The organism is Neorhizobium vignae, from assembly GCF_000732195.1.
Lineage (GTDB): Bacteria > Pseudomonadota > Alphaproteobacteria > Rhizobiales > Rhizobiaceae > Neorhizobium > Neorhizobium vignae.
This window is the reverse complement of record NZ_JNNU01000002.1, coordinates 483,726-499,137: the sequence shown is the minus strand read 5'-3', so window position 1 is coordinate 499,137 and position 15,412 is coordinate 483,726. Positions and strand designations below refer to the sequence as shown.

Sequence of the window (15,412 nt, the reverse complement as noted above, 5' to 3'; positions counted from 1 at the left end):
AGCCGATATCCGCCGAACGGGAAGAAACATGACCGGACAGGAAGACCGCTGCCGCCTCGTGCTGATCGTGCCGCAATATGACGATGCCGATCAGCAGGCCAAGGATCTCGAAGCAGCGCTTGCCGGGGGCGACGTTGCGTCGGTGATCGTGCCGCAATACGGGCTCGACGACCAGGCGTTCCAGAAGCGTGCGGAAGCGCTGGTCGATCTGATCCAGGCGGCGGGTGCTGCGGCGCTGATCTGTGGGGACAGCCGGGTGGCCGGGCGCATCAAGGCGGATGGCCTGCATCTTGGCGGAGACCTCACCGAGCTGGGGGAGGCGATCGAGAAATTCGTGCCGAAGATGATCGTCGGCACCGGCGGGGCGGCCGACCGGCATCAGGCGCTGGCGATCGGCGAACATCGCCCCGACTATATCTTCTTCGGCAAGCTCGACGGCGACATCAAGCCCGAAGCGCATCCGAAGAACCTGGCGCTTGCTGAATGGTGGGCATCGATGATCGAGATTCCCTGCATCGTCATGGGCGGCACCGATACGTCCTCGGCGCTTGCCGTCGCGGAGACCGGCGCGGAATTCGTGGCACTCAGGGAGGCGGTATTTTCCAACCCCCGGAGCCCAGGCGCCGCCGTCGCCGAAGTCAACGCAATTCTGGACGAAAAAGCGCCACGGTTTGAGGCTTGATGGAGCCCATGCCGTCGAACCGCCTTTCCCGCGTGATTCTGAAAGGGCTGCTGGCGACGCTCATCGCTTCGGCGGCAATGCCCTGCCTTGCGCTGGCGCAGGCGAACTCCAGGGCCGTGACCCGGCCGCTGGAGCCCAATTTCCAGCCGATGAAAAAGGGGCGGGTCGAGATCCAGCCGGTTCCCGGTTCTGCGCAGGGAACCAGAGAGCCAGATGGCCAGCCGAGCGGGATCGTTCCCTCGGGCGGCGTCGAACTCTACCAGCGGATGGGGGCAGCCCTGCCGCCCGCGCCGCCTGAAAAAGCTTATACCGGTACCGTGGACGATGCCTATGGAGCCTACCAGCGCGGAATGTATGTGACGGCGCTCGACAAGGCGTTGACCCGCGCCGGGGCCGGCGATGCGGCGGCCCAGACGCTGGTCGCGGAAATGATGACCAAGGGGCTTGGCATCAAGCGGGATGCGAAGACGGCGGCATATTGGTATCAGAAGGGGGCGGAAGGCGGGGACCCGGCGGCCATGTTCCAATATGCGCTGCTGTTGATGACCGGGCGCGATGTTCCCCGCGACAAGTCAAAAGCCGACGATCTGATGCGCAAGGCCGCCGAAGCCGGCAATGCTTCGGCGCAATTCAACTGGGCGCAGATCCTGGTTTCCGAAAATCCGGGCGACAAGGGCCTGCATCGGGCGCTGCCCTTCTACGAAAAATCCGCAAGGCAGGGCGTCGCCGACAGCCAATATGCGGTGGCGCAGGTCTATGTGACGCTGAAGGACCTTCCGGCTGAAAAGAAGGCGCGGGCCCGCGAATGGCTGGAGCGCGCCGCAACGGCCGGTTTCGACACCGCGCAGCTCGACATGGGCCTCTGGCTGGTCAACGGCGTGGCGGGAGACCGCGATTACGAAAAGGGTTTCGAGTGGCTGCGGATCGCCGCCCATCGCGGCAATGTCGTCGCCCAGAACAAGCTCGCGCATCTCTATGTCAACGCGCTCGGCACTCGGCCTGATCCGGTCGAAGCGGCGAAGTGGTACGTGCTGTCGCGCCGGGCCGGCCTTCAGGACCCGGAGCTCGAGGATTTCTATCTCGGGATCAACGAAGATCAGCAGCGCCGCGCGATCGAGGCGGCGAACAAGTTCCGGCGTGGGTGAGGCGCGACGGCCGAGCCAAAGCGAAGCGCCCGGATGCGGTGGACAATCTCCTCGTCCTTCCCATGGCTTGACGCGAGGATCGACAACCGCGCTCGATCAGTTTCCCGACAATGCGTGACCGACGATCAGTGCGTGGCCTCCCGCCAGCGCGGTAATGACGAAGATCCAAAGGGCCGTATAGAGGACCGGCTTATCAACAGCCTTGCGGTCGAAGCGCGGGGCGAGCGCAAATATCCAGGTCGAAAGGAGCGCTGCGACGGGGATGATCGATAGCGCAAAAGGCGCTGGCGCATAGCGGTCGGGCCTGCCGTCGAGGCCGAAATGCACCGCGAGTTCGGTGCCCGGCATTATCATGAGCCATGCGGCGAGCGACGCCGCGATCATGGTGGTGAGCAGCGCCAGGCTCAAGGTCAGCGGCAGCGTGGCCTTCATTCTGCATTCCTCCGGAGCCGTCGAGCACCAATTTTACAGACGCGGTCGGCGGCAGCAATACCCGCATTCCGGCGGACGGCTTGAATTTCGCGCTGTTTTATGGTCTTGAAGCCGCCAATCACAAAATCGCTCATAAAACGCCGTCCCGTCCAGACGACAAGTCGGGACAACCCCAAGGATTTCCCGCATGGCCCGCTCTGCCCTTCTCAACGTCATGGTTCAGGCTGCCCTCAAGGCAGGCAAGTCGCTTTCCAGAGATTTCGGCGAGGTGCAGAACCTGCAGGTTTCGGTGAAAGGCCCCAGCGATTTCGTGTCCCAGGCGGATCTGAAGGCAGAAAAGATCGTCCGCGACGAGCTGCTGAAATCGCGTCCGACCTACGGTTTCCTCGGCGAGGAGAGTGAGGAGCTGAAGGGCACCGACGGCGCGCATCGCTGGATCGTCGATCCGCTCGACGGCACCACCAACTTCCTGCACGGCATTCCGCAGTTCGCAGTCTCCATCGCGCTCGAGCGCAACGGGGAAGTGGTTGCCGGCGTCGTGTTCAATCCTGCGACCGACGAGCTGTTCACCGCCGAAAAGGGCGGCGGCGCCTTCATGAACGACCGCCGCATCCGCGTCGCTGCCCGCCGGGTGCTGTCCGACTGCGTGATCGGCTGCGGCATGCCGCATCTCGGCCGCGGCAATCACGGCAAGTTCCTCGTCGAACTGCGCCACGTGATGGGCGAAGTGGCCGGCATGCGCCGGTTCGGCGCGGCCGCCCTCGACCTTGCCTATGTGGCTGCCGGCCGTCTCGACGGCTTCTGGGAAACCGATCTTTCTCCCTGGGACATGGCCGCTGGCCTGATCCTCATCCGCGAGGCGGGCGGGTTCGTCTCCGACATGAAGGGCGCCACCGATATCTTCGGCAGCGGCAATGTCGTGGCCGGCAACGAACTTATCCAGAAGGCGCTGGTCGAGGTCGTCAACCGACCCGTTCCGACCCGCTGAGGCATTTTTGCGCCACCGCCCGGCTTAGAGCTCCAGTAGTGAATAGCTGACTGTTTTCCTAAGCTTCTGCACTTCAATTCGTCGCAATTTTCAACTAGCCTCCGGCGCGGCAGACTACCGGAGGTGAAGCATATTATGGCGAATGCGACAGTGGACGATTTGGACGCGTCTGAAACGGGCCGCGGCGGTTATGCCTACAAACTGTCCAATCCGGCATCATTCTTATGGACGATGCTGATCTTCCTGATCATCGTCGGTTTCGTCGCTTCCATCCTCTACCGCCAGGCTGCCCACGCCTTCCAGACCAATCCCGGCCTGAACGGCCTCATTCTCGGCGTTCTGCTGATCGGCGTGATCCTGGTTTTCAACCAGGTGATCGCCCTGATGCCGGAAGTGCGCTGGTTCAATTCCTTCCGCGCCGCCGGTAACGCTGACAAGGTCGGCCGTGAACCGCGTCTTCTGGCGCCGATGCGCACCCTGATCGGCAGCCGCCGCAGGATGGCGCTGTCGACCAATGCCTTCCGCTCTATCCTTGATACGATCGGCACGCGCCTGGACGAATCACGCGACACGTCGCGCTATCTGATCGGCCTCCTCGTCTTCCTCGGCCTGCTCGGCACGTTCTGGGGACTTATCGAAACCATCGGCTCGATCAGCAACGTCATCGGGGCGCTCGATCCGAATTCCGGCAGTTCGAACGACGTGCTCGCCGCCATCAAGAGCGGTCTTGCCCAGCCGCTCGCCGGCATGGGCACGGCGTTCTCGTCTTCGCTGCTCGGCCTTTCAGGTTCGCTGATCCTGGGCTTCCTAGACCTGCAGGCGGGCCGCGCCCAGAACCGCTTCTATACGGAACTTGAAAACTGGTTGTCGTCGGTGACCGACCTTGGATCGGACATGCCGCCTGCGGTCGCCGAAACGCTTGCGAGCGGTTCCTCGGAGGATTTGAGGGCGCTGACGGAACAGCTGCGCGCGCTCGCCTCCGCCCAGACCAAGGGCCCGGTCGACGCTCATCAGAACGAACGGTCGCTGTCGGCGATGGCGAATCTTGCCGAAGGCATCCAGGGCCTGGTCAAGAACATGCGCAACGAACAGCAGATGCTGCGCGACTGGATCGAGGCGCAGCAGGAGGAATCAAAGGCCCTGCGCCGCACGCTCGACCGGCTTTCCGACAAGATCGGGGGGAAGTAAACGATGGCGCTTGGCAAGAGCCGCCGTCGCGAGCGGGGCGTCGACTATTGGCCGGGTTTCGTGGATGCGCTTTCCACGCTGCTGCTTGCCATCATGTTCCTGCTCACCGTCTTCGTGCTGGCGCAATTCCTGCTCAGCCGCGAAATCACCGGGCGTGACGAGGTGCTGAACCGGCTGAACAGCCAGATCGCCGAACTGACGGAACTGCTGGCGCTCGAAAAGGGCAATACCCAGGACGTCGAGGATCAGCTTGCCAACCTGCAGTCGTCGCTTGCCACGGCCGAGGCCGACCGCTCGCGCCTGCAGCAGCTTCTGAGCCAGGGCTCCGGCAGCAGCAGCGCCGCCAATGCCCGCATCGGCGACCTCACCAACCAGCTCAATCAGGAACAGCAACTGAGCGCCCGCGCCGCAAGCCAGGTGGAACTGCTCAACCAGCAGATCTCCGCGCTGCGGGCCCAGATCGCGGCCATCGAACAGGCGCTGCAGGCTTCGGAAGCCAAGGATGCGTCATCTCAGGCGCAGATCTCCGATCTCGGCCGGCGCCTCAACGTCGCGCTGGCGCAGCGTGTCCAGGAGTTGAACCGTTACCGCTCCGACTTCTTCGGCCGGCTGCGGGAGATCCTCTCCGACCGCGAGAACATCCGCATCGTCGGCGACCGCTTCGTCTTCCAGTCGGAAGTGCTCTTTCCGGTCGGCGGCAACGAACTCGACCCGGCCGGCCGGGTGGAGATGGACAAGCTTGCGGCGGCTCTTCTCGATCTCGCCAAGGAAATCCCGGCCGAAATCAACTGGGTGCTGCGCGTCGACGGGCATACGGACAACTCGCCGCTTACCGGTTCCGGCCGCTACCGCGACAACTGGGAGCTCTCCTCGGCCCGTGCCACCTCGGTGGTCAAGTATCTGATTTCCAGGGGCGTGCCGGCCAATCGCCTCGTCGCCGCCGGCTTCGGGGAATTCCAGCCGCTCGCCCAAGGCGATACGCCGGACGCCCGCTCCCAGAACCGCCGCATCGAGCTGAAGCTCACCGAGCGATAATCCGGCGACGGGGAAAACTTAAGGGATGGCCGAAAACAAGCCGGATATGAGCGCCGTGATGAAAGCGGTCGCCGAAAGCCCCAAACGCGATAACAGCGCCTATCACAAGGCGATTGCCGAGGCGCGCCAGGCCTTCGAAGAGGCCGAAGCCGCTCTCGGCGGGCCGGTCGAGGTGCGCACCAAGACCAAGATCAAACGCAACGGCGACTATGTGGTGAAGTGGACGTTCAGGCGCCCGGATTAGGTGGCTCTGTCGAGATGGAATAGGTGGCCGACGTGAAGCCCAGCCGCTCCAGGCCGCGACGAACCTCGGGCGCGTTCATGAACAGGCGCCAGAGCAGGCCGGATCGATAATTTTCGATCATCGCGATGATCGGGCCCTGGTCGATCGCGAGATATGTGCCGGCCACCCAGTCAGTCTTCGGGACGAACGCGTCGACGAAGCCGAATGCGCCGAGCAGCTTGCCATCGCCATACTGAAGCAATGCGCGCATGGCGCTTTCTGCCTCGGCGGGCAGGAAGGGGAAGCTCGACAGGGCGGCGGTCGGGGCGATGACGCCGCGATCGAATGTCGGCGAATGGGCGCCGTAACCCTGCGGTCCGTCGGATGCGCTGAGGCCCCAGACGCCGGCATCCGCATAATCGGGCACGCTCATGCAATAGTCGTGGTTGATGCGCGTATGCGCCACGGCCTGGTCCTGATAGTTGCTGCAATAGCGGTCGCTCAGGCCCCGCGGATCCAGCACACAGAAGGAATAATGCGAGATGAAAAGCGGGCCGCCATAGGGCTCGCCAAGCGGAAGCGCCGTTCCGAGATAGGTCTCGCCGTTCAGCATGGCGCCCGACCGCGCCCAGCCCGCATGGTAGCTTTCCGGCTTGATCGGATGGGTGCCGGAACCGGCCGCCAGGACGTAGCAGGACAATGCCTCGTTCCAGCCGCGGATCGGCAGGTTCATGGCCCAGTCGTAGTTCGGGCTCCAGTGCCAGTAGAGAGCGTCATCCTTGCCGCGGGTGAACCAGTCCCATTCCACCTCGTCGAACAGTCGGGTGATGTCCGCCCGCAATTTCTCTTCCCGAGCGGTCTCGCCGGCGAAATATTCCCGCGCGCAGATCAGGCCCTGCATCAGCAGCGCCGTTTCAACGAGGTCGCCGCCGTCGTCACGTCCGGAGAAGCGGATGACGTCGCTGGTCGAGCCGTCGATGAAATGCGCGAATGCCCCGTGGAAGGTTGGTGAGTGCCTCAGACGGTCGATGATGGTGGATATCCGTGCCAGTGCCTGCGAACGGGTGATCCATTGGTGTTCGCAGGCGACGATGATGGCAAGGACCCCAAAGCCGACGCCGCTGACGGATACGATATTGGGGGAAGGGGCGCCCGAGACGAAGCACTTGTCGAACGGCAGGCCCGATTCGGGATGGGCGCCATCCCAGAAGAACCGGAAGGTTCGGGATTGTATCTTGTCCAGGCAATCGTCGAGGGACAGGCTGGGCGGCAGTTGACTGAAATTCATGACCTCAAGCTTCTGGCGGCAATCGTATCTGCGATACTAACGTTTCTGCAATAGGTAGGCACTCCGCGTGCCCGGTTCACTTTCCAGCCCGGACAGGGTGGAACACGTTGGCGTGAATGATCAGAGCGCGGTCGCGGTCTGCCGTTCGATGTCGTGGAACTGCAGGCGGGCAAGCTTGGCGTAGAGGCCGCCTTCGGCGATCAGGCTCTGGTGGGTGCCTTCCTCGACGATCCTGCCGTCCTCCAGAACGAGGATGCGGTCGGCTTTCAGAACCGTCGCCAGGCGATGGGCGATGACCAGCGTGGTGCGGTTCCTCATCAGCCCGTCGAGCGCCTTCTGGACCAGTGTTTCGCTCTCCGCATCGAGCGCTGAGGTCGCCTCGTCGAGCAGCAGGACCGGGGCATCCTTGAGAATCGCGCGGGCGATGGCGATGCGCTGGCGCTGGCCGCCGGAGAGGGTAATGCCCCGCTCGCCGGCCATGGTGTCATAGCCGTTGTCCAGTTTGGAGATGAACTCGTCGGCCTGGGCTGCGATGGCCGCGGCACGGACAGCTTCACGGCTGGCATCCGGAGCGCTGAAGGCGATGTTGTCATGGATGGAGGCGGCGAAGATGGTCACGTCCTGGGGTACGATGGCAAGGCGGGAACGCAGTTCGGCGAGCCGGGCCTGGCGCAGGTCAAGGCCGTCGAGCCTCACCGACCCGGCCGAAGGATCGTAGAAGCGCAGCAGCAGCGAGAATATCGTGCTCTTGCCGGCGCCGGAGGGACCGACGATCGCCACCGTTTCCCCTGATCTCACCTTGAAGGAGAGCGAATTCAGCGTGATGGCGCTGACGCGGGCCGGATAGGCGAAGGAGACCTTTTCGAACTCGACCTCGCCACGCGGCGGGGAGGGAAGCGCGACCGGATTTTCCGCGTCGCGAATGGCCGGGACTTCGTGCAGCAGCTCGGTCAGCCGTTCGGCGGCCCCGCCGGCTGAGGAAAGCTCGCCCCAGACTTCCGATAGCTGGCCGAGCGAGCTTGCGGCGATCACCGAATAGAGCACGAACTGGCCGAGCGTGCCGGCGGTCATGGTGCCGGCCAGAACGCTCTGGGCACCATACCAGAGTACGCCGACAATGCTGCCGAAAACGAGGAGAATTCCGAAACCGGTCAGCAGCGCGCGGGCCTTGATCGCGGTGCGGGCGGCGTCATAGGCGCTTTCCACGGTGCTGCCATACCGGCCGTTTGCGGTCGTCTCGCCGCCAAAGGCCTGGACAGTGCGGGTGGCGCCGATCACCTCGGAGGCGAAGGCCGATGTCTGGGCAAGCGTATCCTGGGCGGCGCGCGAACGCTTTCTGACCGAACGGCCGAAACCGACCAGCGGAAAGACGATCAGCGGGATCGCGCCGAGCACCAGCAAGGAGAGCCGCGGGCTCGTGTAGATCATCATGCCCATCGCGCCGAGACAGAGGATGGTGTTGCGCAGCGCCTGGGAGGCGGAGGAGCCGAAGGCAGACTTGATCTGGACCGTGTCGGCGGTCAGCCGCGAGACGATCTCGCCAGACTGGTTGACGTCGAAAAAGGACGGCGACAGCGACGTGACATGGGAAAACACCTCGCGGCGCAGGTCGGCGACGACCCGTTCGCCGATCGTGATGACATAATAGTAGCGCATGGCGCTGGCGACGGCGAGCAAGGAGGCCAGCGCCAGAAGCATGCCGAAATAGTTGTTGATGAAATGGCCGTCGGAAGAGGCAAAACCGTGGTCGACCATGCGGCGGACCGCAAGCGGCAGAGCAAGCGTGGTTGCTGCGGCGAGCACGAGGAAAACGATTGCCGCGGCGACCATCGAACGATAACGGGCAAGGTAGGGAAGGAGCCTTGCGAGCGGTCTCAGGGCTTTGCCTCTCGGCTGGTTTTCTCGGGCGTCTGCCACGTCATCTCCATAGGCTCGAAAGGCTCAATTCTCGGCCTTACGGGTACTTGTACTTCCGGCGACCTTCCTGTATAGGCTCCGCATCGAATTGGGAAGCCGTGACCAGACCGGTCTGCGGCTTCATTTATTAAAGAGGCCTCTCGCTCGCAATTGCGACAAATGGACCTCGCAAGCGCAGGAATATCGACATGAAGGCTGGCATCCATCCCGACTACCACGTGATCAAAGTGGTCATGACCGACGGCACCGAATACGAAACCCGCTCGACCTGGGGTTCGGAAGGCGCGACCATGAACCTGGAAATCGACCCCAATTCCCATCCGGCCTGGACGGGCGGGAACCAGCAGATGCTGGACCGTGGCGGCCGCGTTTCCAAGTTCAACAAGCGTTTCGGCGGCCTCGGCCTCTAATACGCTTCTTGGCGGACGAAATAAGAGAGCCTGGCGCGAGCCGGGCTTTTTTCGTTTGCGGTGTTTTTGACAGGGGAGGAGCCCTTGAAAGAGCAATCCGATAGTATGACCACGTTCCGGCGGATCGTGATCATGGGGAATGGCGGTTCCGGCAAAACCTGGCTGGCGCGGCGGCTGGCAGAGCCGCTTGGCTTGCCGCTCGTTCACCTTGACGACGTGCATTGGGAGCCGGGTCGCTACGGGATTGCGCGCGACAGGGCGGTCGTGCACGAGGATGTCCGGACGATAGCAGCGGGTGAGGCCTGGCTGATCGAAGGCGTCTACGGCCTCTACGTCGGCATCGCCCTGCCGAGGACAACGACGCTGATCTGGCTCGTTCTGAGCGAGGAGGAATGCGTGGCGAATATCATGCGCCGCGGCATTCAGGGCGGCGAGAGCCAGGAGTCATTCGACGGGCTGGTCAAATGGGTTTCGGAATACAGAGTTCGAAAGAACAACTGGAATTCGTTCGACGCTCACCTGAAGCTTTATGAAAGCTTCTCAGGTCAGAAGGCGCGACTGACGAACAGGGACGAGATTACCGCGTATGCGGAGAACTTTCTGCGGTCGTGAAAAAAGCCGGCACAAAATGTGCACCGGCTGTAATTAGGCAGAGCGTCAGATCAGTTGCCGAAGGCGGTGCGCAGCAGGTTGAGCTGGGCGCGAACGCTGTTTTCGTTGTCCGGCAGAACTGCCGGGTCGGCCGGACGGTAGATTTCGCGGTCCAGAATGGCGACGCGGTTCTGGAGGCGCAGCGAACGCTCGACGAGATCGCGGAAACCTTCCGGCAGATCGAGCCAGCCCGGAGCATTGCGGTCGACGTTGAAGCCGTCGAGGCGAACCTTGCTCTTTTCCGACATGACCTGTTCGCGGCTCATCTCGCCATTGTTGACGGCGCGCTGCAGAAGCAGCCAGGAGGCCATCTGCATGAGGCGGGTGGTCAGCCGCATGGACTCGGCCGCATAGAGAACCGATGCCATGCGCGGCAGAACCTTCGAAGCCGCACGGCCCGTACCGTCGAGATAGCTCGCGGTCTCCTCGACCAGCGACATACCTTCGGAGTAGAGCGCCTTGAACTGCGAAGACGCAGCGGCACGGCCTGCAAAACTTACGGTATTCAATCCCTGTTCGGACATCGAAATCATCCTGCTCAACGCAATCACATTCAGGCAATGACAACGGCGGATAAAAGTTCCCATGCCGTTCTGACTGACCTGAAGATGATACTTATAATGGAAATCCGCAAGGCGTTTCTTAAGGAAAGGTTAATACCCACAGGAAGTGGTAAACAACGACCATGTTCCTGAAATGAGACGCATTTTGGCGTCCAATACAACAGTTTGTTTCTGTATGAAAGCCGGCTGAAACTGGTGCCAGGGCGGAGTCAAAGGCGTAGAGCCTGGTCCGGGCCGGCGTCGCTCCAAAAAAGAAGAGCCGCGGAAACGCGGCTCTCAAGGTAAAACAGGGAGAAATCAGACCATTCGCCGAATGGTGAAACTGTCTGAGTCCAGGAAGCCTGAACGTCTCCATATTCTCAGATGATGATTAATATACTCTTAAAGCTAAGGGGAAATACTTAAATTCCCTGAGGGAGCCCGACGTTCAGGAACGGAACAGACTGTCGGCTGCGCGCCGACCTGCGGCCTTTGCCTCCTTCTCGGCTTCCAACCGGAGGATCTCCTGCCTCAGCAGGTCGATTCGCGATTCGAGCTCGTCCACGGACAGCATGGAGAGGTCGCTGCCGAGTTCGTGGGTGGTGGGTTTCTTCGGTCGGTCATCGTCGATGAAACTCATGATGCCTCCTTTCCGGCACTGGTTTCCGGCCTTGCATTGTCCGGCGTCGAGCCGCCGGTCTTGGCGCGCGGGTCGAGCGACAGGCTCTCGGGCGTGGCAAGCGGCGAGGTCGAAGCCGCCGCGGTCGTATAGGCGTCGCGGTCGGCGATCGGAACCGGCGCCCGCTGGCGGCTGCGGATGATAGCATAGGCGGCCACCAGAAGATGCGCCCCGGTCGTCACCGCAAACAGCGCATGCGGACCGGCCCAGGTCATGACCGGGCCGCCGAGCGTCGGACCGATGATCGTGCCGATGCCGTAGAGCAGAAGCAGGCCGCCGGAGACCTTGACGAAGTCCTCGGGGGCCGCGAAGTCGTTGGCATGGGCGACGGCGATCGGATAGAGCGCGTTGGCGGCAGCGCCGTAGATCGCCACCAGCACGACGATCTCGTAGGTGCCGGAGGGTCGGGTTGCGACAATCGCCAGGCCCGCGAGGGCCGCTGCGGCCGAAAGGCCGGCAAGCACGTGGCGGCGGTCCATGCGGTCGGACAGCCGACCCGCTGGAAACTGCATGATGGCGCCCGCGAAGAGCGTGATACTGACCATCGCCGCCACCGCGCCCTGGTCAAGCCCGGCGCGCGTGCCGAAGACCGCGCCGAGCGTGCCGTAGGCGCCGTTGGCGACGCCGATCAGCAGGATGCCGATGCAGGAGATGGGCGAGTTGCGGAAAAGGCCGCGCAGATCGAGGCGGGCGCGCTTCAGGGGCTGCGGCGAGGCCGCCTTGGACAGCGTCGTCGGCAGTGCGGCGAGGCTGTAGAGGATGCCGCAGATCATGAACAGCGTCGGCGTCGCGATATCCGCGAACGGCACCATCAGCTGGCCGCCCACGACACCGAAAAGGGTGATCGAGATGTAGAAGGAAAAGATCGTTCCGCGGCTTTCGCTGGTGGCGCGTTCGTTCAGCCAGCTTTCGATGATCATCGATGTCCCGGCGGTGCAGAAGCCGGTGATGGCGCGCAGCACCAGCCAGGTATTCTGGTCGACCATCAGCCCGGTCAGCAGCACGTTCAGGCATATCAGCGACAGGAAGCCGGAAAAGGCGCGGACATGGCCGATGCGGCGCACCACGTTGGGCGCCACGAAGCAGCCGATGACGAAGCCGGATGCCCATGTGGTGCCGAGCAGGCCGAGCACTTCGTTCGAATAACCTTCCTGAGCGCCCCGCACCGGCAGAAGCAGGCTCTGCAGGCCATTGCCGAGGAAGAGGAGAAGCGTACCGCAAAGGAGGGCGAGGATTGGAAGGAGGTTTCGTCTCATCTTTGCTACTGTCAGCTCTTTGCGTGAATGCGATCAATCACGGCTCCGCAGGCAAGCTTGTTGCATGCTGATGAACCGGGCGTTAACGAAAGCGAAGCGGATTACCTATTCCCCGAATCCCCTCCACATCTATCTGTGGTGGAGCGCAAAAATGTCCAGCCTATGGCGGATAAGATCGGCAAGACCAAATGACGAAGACAATCGCGGTCCTTCTGATCTTCGCCATGCTGGTGCAGATCATCAAGCCGCTCAACCTTCCGGGCTTGAGGCGCCGGGGCGATTTCTGGAAGCTGGCGATCGTCACCTTCGCGGTCTGGAGCGCCGCGCTGATCCTGCGCGAATTCACCACTCTCTAGACGTCGATCGAGCCCCGCATGACGGGCACGCAGCGGCCGGTAATGGTGACGTCGGTAACTGTGCCGGCCGTCTTGGCCACATCGAGCTCGATGATGCTGCGGCGGCCCATCTCGACCCCCTGTTCGATCGTCACATGCACCCGGGCGTCCTTCTCCGGCGCACGCGTTACCAGGAAGGCGGAGAGGGCGGCTGAGGCGCTGCCGGTCGCCGGATCCTCCATGATGCCGTCGAGCGGCGCGAACATGCGGGCGCGGATGGCGAACGGATTTTCCGGGCTACGGACATAAAGGAAGATGGGGAAGTCACCTTCGGGACCGGTATGTTTTGCGGCTGCCTCGTGGAAGACCGTGATGTTCGGCCGGGCGGCGGCAAGTGCCTCGAGGCCATCGAGTTCGGTGATCGCGAAGGCGAGGCCCACCGAGGCGAAGACCGGCTTGTGGGTGGTGGTGCGGATGTGTTTCTCGTCGATCGAAACGCAGCCGGCGATGAGCCCCGGTTCGATCTCGACCCCGGTCTCCAGCGGTCTCGGAGCGCGGATCGTCGCGCCGATCACACCGGCTGCCTCCCGCAGCAGCTTGATCTCCACCAGACCGGCGATCTCCTCGAATCGGAGCGTATCGGCGAGCGGCTTGCCGAACAGTTCGCGCTGCTGACCGAGCACGTAGGCGGTGCCGACATTGGGGTGGCCGGCAAAGGGAATTTCCATTGTCGGGGTAAAGATGCGTACCCGCGCGCTGTTTTCAGGGTTTTCCGGCGGCAGGACGAAGGTGCTTTCGGCATAACCGAATTCGATGGCGATCTTCTGCATCTGCCGGTCGGTGAGCCCGCGCGCATCCGGCACCACGGCGAGCGGGTTGCCGGCGAAACGTTCGGTCGTAAAGACATCGACGGTGACGAAATCAGCGGTCGGCATGGCGAAACTCTCCGGATGCGATGCCGGATTTAAAGCCTCATCGACCTTTCTGACCAGCCAATGTTTTTGATCCCGGTCATCAACGGAATGAAAGCGGGGGGCATCATCGGCTCAGGCAAGACCGTGGTCACGCATCGCCTTCTCCTCGTCGCCGGTGATATAGGCGAAAATCCTGGGGTCGCCATCGGCGATCGTCACCAGATAGAAGTTGGTGAACCGAACATTGCCGGCTTCGCCCGCCTTGTTGACGTAGGAGAAATCCCACCCGACTTCCGCAAGCGCGTGAAGATCGTTGAGGCAGGTGATTTTCACGCCGGTAATGTCCATCCGCTTGCCGCCGGCATCGCGATATCGGGCGAAGCCTTGCGGGATCACCTCCCGGAATGCCGCATCATTGGCTCCACCGAACACCGCCTGTGGTGTCGAGCCGACAAAATAGGCGGCGAAGAACGCTGCGACGCCGGAGACATCCACCGATGCCGCGTCCTTCAGGGCGTCGTTGCTGGTTCGGCCGTATTCCTCGAAAAGCCTGCGGACCTTTTCTTCAATTTCCGTCATGGGCAACCTCCATCATGCAATGAACGCTGTTTTGCCCGTTCGGTTCACGGCCGCTTCAAGGTCGCAGCAGACAGAAAGGCCGCTCCGTTTCCGGAGCGGCCTTCTTCCTCCTCCTTGAAAAGGCGCTCCTCAAGCGGCCTTTTCTAGATTCCTCTCAACTTCCCCCGGTAACACGTTGCCCGAGAACAGAGCCAGGCTCCGCAACCGCATCAGGACTTGTTGACGCTTGCGGCGTAGATCTGATCGATCGTTTTGGCCAGGCTCGCATTGAAGTCCGCGTCACTCATCGAGGCACGGAGGTTTTCCGCCAGAGCGCGCGAGAAACTTGCGATCATGCCGTGGTTATGGCTGAGCTTTTCGCAGGCGTCCGCAGTGCTGTAGCCGCCGGAAAGGGCGACGACGCGGACGACCGATTTATGGGCGACCAGCGGAGCGTAGAAATCGGCAACCGTCGGGATCGTCAATTTGAGCATGACGGTCTCGCCTGCGGGAAGCTTGTCGAGCTGCTGTGCGATCTCGTCGCGCAAAATCGCTTCAGCCTGTTCCTTTGTCGGGCTCTTGATGGAAACCTCGGGCTCGATGATCGGCATAAGACCCTGGCCGATGATCTGACGGGCAACCTGGAACTGCTGCTCCACGACGGCAGCGATGCCGGCCTTGTCGGCATGGCCGATCACCGACCGCATCTTGGTCCCGAATATCCCTTTTTCGCGACCGCGGATCAGGAGAGCATCCAGATCGGGCATCGACTTCATCGTCTGAACGCCGTTTTCCTCGGCATTCAGGCCCTTGTCGACCTTGAGAAACGGCACGACGCCGCGCTTTTCCCAGAGATAGGAGGGAACGGCCTGACCGTCGACGTCGCCGTCCATGGTCCGCTCGAACAGGATGGCGCCGATAACCTTGTCGCCTGTAAAGGCGGGCGCGCTCATGATGCGGACGCGCATGGCATGGATCAGGCGGAACATCTCATCGTCGCCCTGATAGTCGGACTCGGACACGCCATAAAGCCGCAATGCTCCGGGTGTTGAACCGCCGCTTTGATCCAGCGCCGCGATAAACCCGGGCGCAGAACTCATCTTGTTCAACATCTTCGCGTCCACCATACTACACTCCTGTCCCTAAAGTTGGCGCACAAAGCGCTCGTC

The 15,412-nt window shown here is 62.5% G+C and carries 19 protein-coding genes; 9 read left to right on the top strand and 10 right to left on the bottom strand.

The window, feature by feature from the left end; translation table 11 throughout:
- Nucleotides 1–28 precede the first annotated feature (28 nt).
- Complete coding sequence (locus GQ59_RS02650; RefSeq protein WP_037077095.1) at nt 29–682, top strand: thiamine phosphate synthase; 654 nt, start codon at nt 29–31, stop codon at nt 680–682.
- The gene (locus GQ59_RS02645; protein WP_152564221.1) at nt 682–1,827 is read left to right on the top strand and encodes a tetratricopeptide repeat protein; all 1,146 of its coding nucleotides are present in this window, start codon (nt 682–684) and stop codon (nt 1,825–1,827) included. The genes GQ59_RS02650 and GQ59_RS02645 overlap by 1 nt, the downstream gene beginning before the upstream one ends.
- A gap of 96 nt (nt 1,828–1,923) precedes the next feature.
- Here the strand turns inward: GQ59_RS02645 and GQ59_RS02640 are convergent, their stop codons facing one another.
- Nucleotides 1,924–2,259, bottom strand: a complete 336-nt coding sequence (locus tag GQ59_RS02640) for an SdpI family protein (protein WP_037077093.1) — start codon at nt 2,257–2,259, stop codon at nt 1,924–1,926.
- Nucleotides 2,256–2,393, bottom strand: a complete 138-nt coding sequence (locus GQ59_RS32290) for a hypothetical protein (RefSeq protein ID WP_156376341.1) — start codon at nt 2,391–2,393, stop codon at nt 2,256–2,258. Before GQ59_RS32290 ends, GQ59_RS02640 begins: the two co-directional genes overlap by 4 nt.
- Before the next feature lie 53 nt (nt 2,394–2,446).
- Between GQ59_RS32290 and GQ59_RS02635 the strand changes: the two genes are divergently transcribed.
- From GQ59_RS02635 to GQ59_RS02620, 4 genes are all read left to right on the top strand, one after another.
- Nucleotides 2,447–3,247 (top strand): inositol monophosphatase family protein, encoded by an 801-nt coding sequence (locus GQ59_RS02635; RefSeq protein ID WP_037077091.1) that lies wholly within the window; start codon nt 2,447–2,449, stop codon nt 3,245–3,247.
- 135 nt (nt 3,248–3,382) lie between these two features.
- Nucleotides 3,383–4,435 (top strand): hypothetical protein, encoded by a 1,053-nt coding sequence (locus tag GQ59_RS02630; protein WP_037077089.1) that lies wholly within the window; start codon nt 3,383–3,385, stop codon nt 4,433–4,435.
- A 3-nt stretch (nt 4,436–4,438) separates the two neighbouring features.
- Complete coding sequence (locus GQ59_RS02625) at nt 4,439–5,470, top strand: peptidoglycan -binding protein (protein WP_037077087.1); 1,032 nt, start codon at nt 4,439–4,441, stop codon at nt 5,468–5,470.
- Between the two features lie 25 nt (nt 5,471–5,495).
- Nucleotides 5,496–5,714: a hypothetical protein gene (locus tag GQ59_RS02620; protein ID WP_037077085.1), complete on the top strand. Its 219-nt coding sequence runs from the start codon at nt 5,496–5,498 to the stop codon at nt 5,712–5,714.
- On the opposite strand, the gene GQ59_RS02615 is transcribed toward GQ59_RS02620, so the two are convergent.
- Nucleotides 5,698–6,981: a glucoamylase family protein gene (locus tag GQ59_RS02615; protein ID WP_037077083.1), complete on the bottom strand. Its 1,284-nt coding sequence runs from the start codon at nt 6,979–6,981 to the stop codon at nt 5,698–5,700. The two genes, GQ59_RS02620 and GQ59_RS02615, sit on opposite strands and share 17 nt — an antisense overlap.
- Before the next feature lie 120 nt (nt 6,982–7,101).
- Nucleotides 7,102–8,898: an ABC transporter transmembrane domain-containing protein gene (locus GQ59_RS02610; RefSeq protein WP_037077081.1), complete on the bottom strand. Its 1,797-nt coding sequence runs from the start codon at nt 8,896–8,898 to the stop codon at nt 7,102–7,104.
- Nucleotides 8,899–9,086: 188 nt separating this feature from the next.
- Here GQ59_RS02610 and rpmE point away from each other — a divergent pair, with 188 nt between their 5' ends.
- Both rpmE and GQ59_RS02600 read left to right on the top strand, forming a co-directional pair.
- Complete coding sequence (rpmE, locus tag GQ59_RS02605; RefSeq protein ID WP_037077078.1) at nt 9,087–9,308, top strand: 50S ribosomal protein L31; 222 nt, start codon at nt 9,087–9,089, stop codon at nt 9,306–9,308.
- Nucleotides 9,309–9,413: 105 nt separating this feature from the next.
- Nucleotides 9,414–9,920, top strand: a complete 507-nt coding sequence (locus GQ59_RS02600) for a P-loop NTPase family protein (protein ID WP_037077076.1) — start codon at nt 9,414–9,416, stop codon at nt 9,918–9,920.
- 50 nt (nt 9,921–9,970) lie between these two features.
- Here GQ59_RS02600 and rcdA read toward each other — a convergent pair whose 3' ends face one another.
- The 3 genes from rcdA to GQ59_RS02585 form a co-directional block, all read right to left on the bottom strand.
- A complete protein-coding gene (gene rcdA / locus GQ59_RS02595) occupies nt 9,971–10,483 on the bottom strand; it encodes a protease adaptor protein RcdA (RefSeq protein ID WP_037077074.1) in 513 nt (170 codons plus the stop codon).
- A 466-nt stretch (nt 10,484–10,949) separates the two neighbouring features.
- On the bottom strand, nt 10,950–11,141 hold the full coding sequence (locus tag GQ59_RS02590) for a DUF1192 domain-containing protein (RefSeq protein WP_037077072.1): 192 nt from the start codon (nt 11,139–11,141) through the stop codon (nt 10,950–10,952).
- Nucleotides 11,138–12,436, bottom strand: coding sequence for an MFS transporter (locus tag GQ59_RS02585; RefSeq protein ID WP_051903746.1), 1,299 nt, complete (start codon nt 12,434–12,436; stop codon nt 11,138–11,140). Before GQ59_RS02585 ends, GQ59_RS02590 begins: the two co-directional genes overlap by 4 nt.
- A 188-nt stretch (nt 12,437–12,624) precedes the next feature.
- Here GQ59_RS02585 and GQ59_RS32630 point away from each other — a divergent pair, with 188 nt between their 5' ends.
- Complete coding sequence (locus tag GQ59_RS32630; protein ID WP_167336289.1) at nt 12,625–12,792, top strand: hypothetical protein; 168 nt, start codon at nt 12,625–12,627, stop codon at nt 12,790–12,792.
- On the opposite strand, the gene GQ59_RS02580 is transcribed toward GQ59_RS32630, so the two are convergent.
- The 3 genes from GQ59_RS02580 to GQ59_RS02570 form a co-directional block, all read right to left on the bottom strand.
- Nucleotides 12,789–13,706: a PhzF family phenazine biosynthesis protein gene (locus GQ59_RS02580; protein WP_037077071.1), complete on the bottom strand. Its 918-nt coding sequence runs from the start codon at nt 13,704–13,706 to the stop codon at nt 12,789–12,791. The two genes, GQ59_RS32630 and GQ59_RS02580, sit on opposite strands and share 4 nt — an antisense overlap.
- Before the next feature lie 111 nt (nt 13,707–13,817).
- Complete coding sequence (locus GQ59_RS02575; RefSeq protein WP_037077069.1) at nt 13,818–14,264, bottom strand: DUF6841 family protein; 447 nt, start codon at nt 14,262–14,264, stop codon at nt 13,818–13,820.
- Nucleotides 14,265–14,473: 209 nt separating this feature from the next.
- Nucleotides 14,474–15,370 (bottom strand): fructose bisphosphate aldolase, encoded by an 897-nt coding sequence (locus GQ59_RS02570; protein ID WP_037077067.1) that lies wholly within the window; start codon nt 15,368–15,370, stop codon nt 14,474–14,476.
- Between the last annotated feature and the right edge of the window lie 42 nt (nt 15,371–15,412).

Coding starts and splice junctions, on each gene's coding strand:
- GQ59_RS02650 (WP_037077095.1), top strand. CDS start 29: ATGACCGGACAGGAAGACCGCTGCCGCCTCGTGCTGATCGTGCCGCAA.
- GQ59_RS02645 (WP_152564221.1), top strand. CDS start 682: ATGGAGCCCATGCCGTCGAACCGCCTTTCCCGCGTGATTCTGAAAGGG.
- GQ59_RS02640 (WP_037077093.1), bottom strand. CDS start 2,259: ATGAAGGCCACGCTGCCGCTGACCTTGAGCCTGGCGCTGCTCACCACC.
- GQ59_RS32290 (WP_156376341.1), bottom strand. CDS start 2,393: ATGAGCGATTTTGTGATTGGCGGCTTCAAGACCATAAAACAGCGCGAA.
- GQ59_RS02635 (WP_037077091.1), top strand. CDS start 2,447: ATGGCCCGCTCTGCCCTTCTCAACGTCATGGTTCAGGCTGCCCTCAAG.
- GQ59_RS02630 (WP_037077089.1), top strand. CDS start 3,383: ATGGCGAATGCGACAGTGGACGATTTGGACGCGTCTGAAACGGGCCGC.
- GQ59_RS02625 (WP_037077087.1), top strand. CDS start 4,439: ATGGCGCTTGGCAAGAGCCGCCGTCGCGAGCGGGGCGTCGACTATTGG.
- GQ59_RS02620 (WP_037077085.1), top strand. CDS start 5,496: ATGGCCGAAAACAAGCCGGATATGAGCGCCGTGATGAAAGCGGTCGCC.
- GQ59_RS02615 (WP_037077083.1), bottom strand. CDS start 6,981: ATGAATTTCAGTCAACTGCCGCCCAGCCTGTCCCTCGACGATTGCCTG.
- rpmE (WP_037077078.1), top strand. CDS start 9,087: ATGAAGGCTGGCATCCATCCCGACTACCACGTGATCAAAGTGGTCATG.
- GQ59_RS02600 (WP_037077076.1), top strand. CDS start 9,414: ATGACCACGTTCCGGCGGATCGTGATCATGGGGAATGGCGGTTCCGGC.
- rcdA (WP_037077074.1), bottom strand. CDS start 10,483: ATGTCCGAACAGGGATTGAATACCGTAAGTTTTGCAGGCCGTGCCGCT.
- GQ59_RS02590 (WP_037077072.1), bottom strand. CDS start 11,141: ATGAGTTTCATCGACGATGACCGACCGAAGAAACCCACCACCCACGAA.
- GQ59_RS02585 (WP_051903746.1), bottom strand. CDS start 12,436: ATGAGACGAAACCTCCTTCCAATCCTCGCCCTCCTTTGCGGTACGCTT.
- GQ59_RS32630 (WP_167336289.1), top strand. CDS start 12,625: ATGACGAAGACAATCGCGGTCCTTCTGATCTTCGCCATGCTGGTGCAG.
- GQ59_RS02580 (WP_037077071.1), bottom strand. CDS start 13,706: ATGCCGACCGCTGATTTCGTCACCGTCGATGTCTTTACGACCGAACGT.
- GQ59_RS02575 (WP_037077069.1), bottom strand. CDS start 14,264: ATGACGGAAATTGAAGAAAAGGTCCGCAGGCTTTTCGAGGAATACGGC.
- GQ59_RS02570 (WP_037077067.1), bottom strand. CDS start 15,370: ATGGTGGACGCGAAGATGTTGAACAAGATGAGTTCTGCGCCCGGGTTT.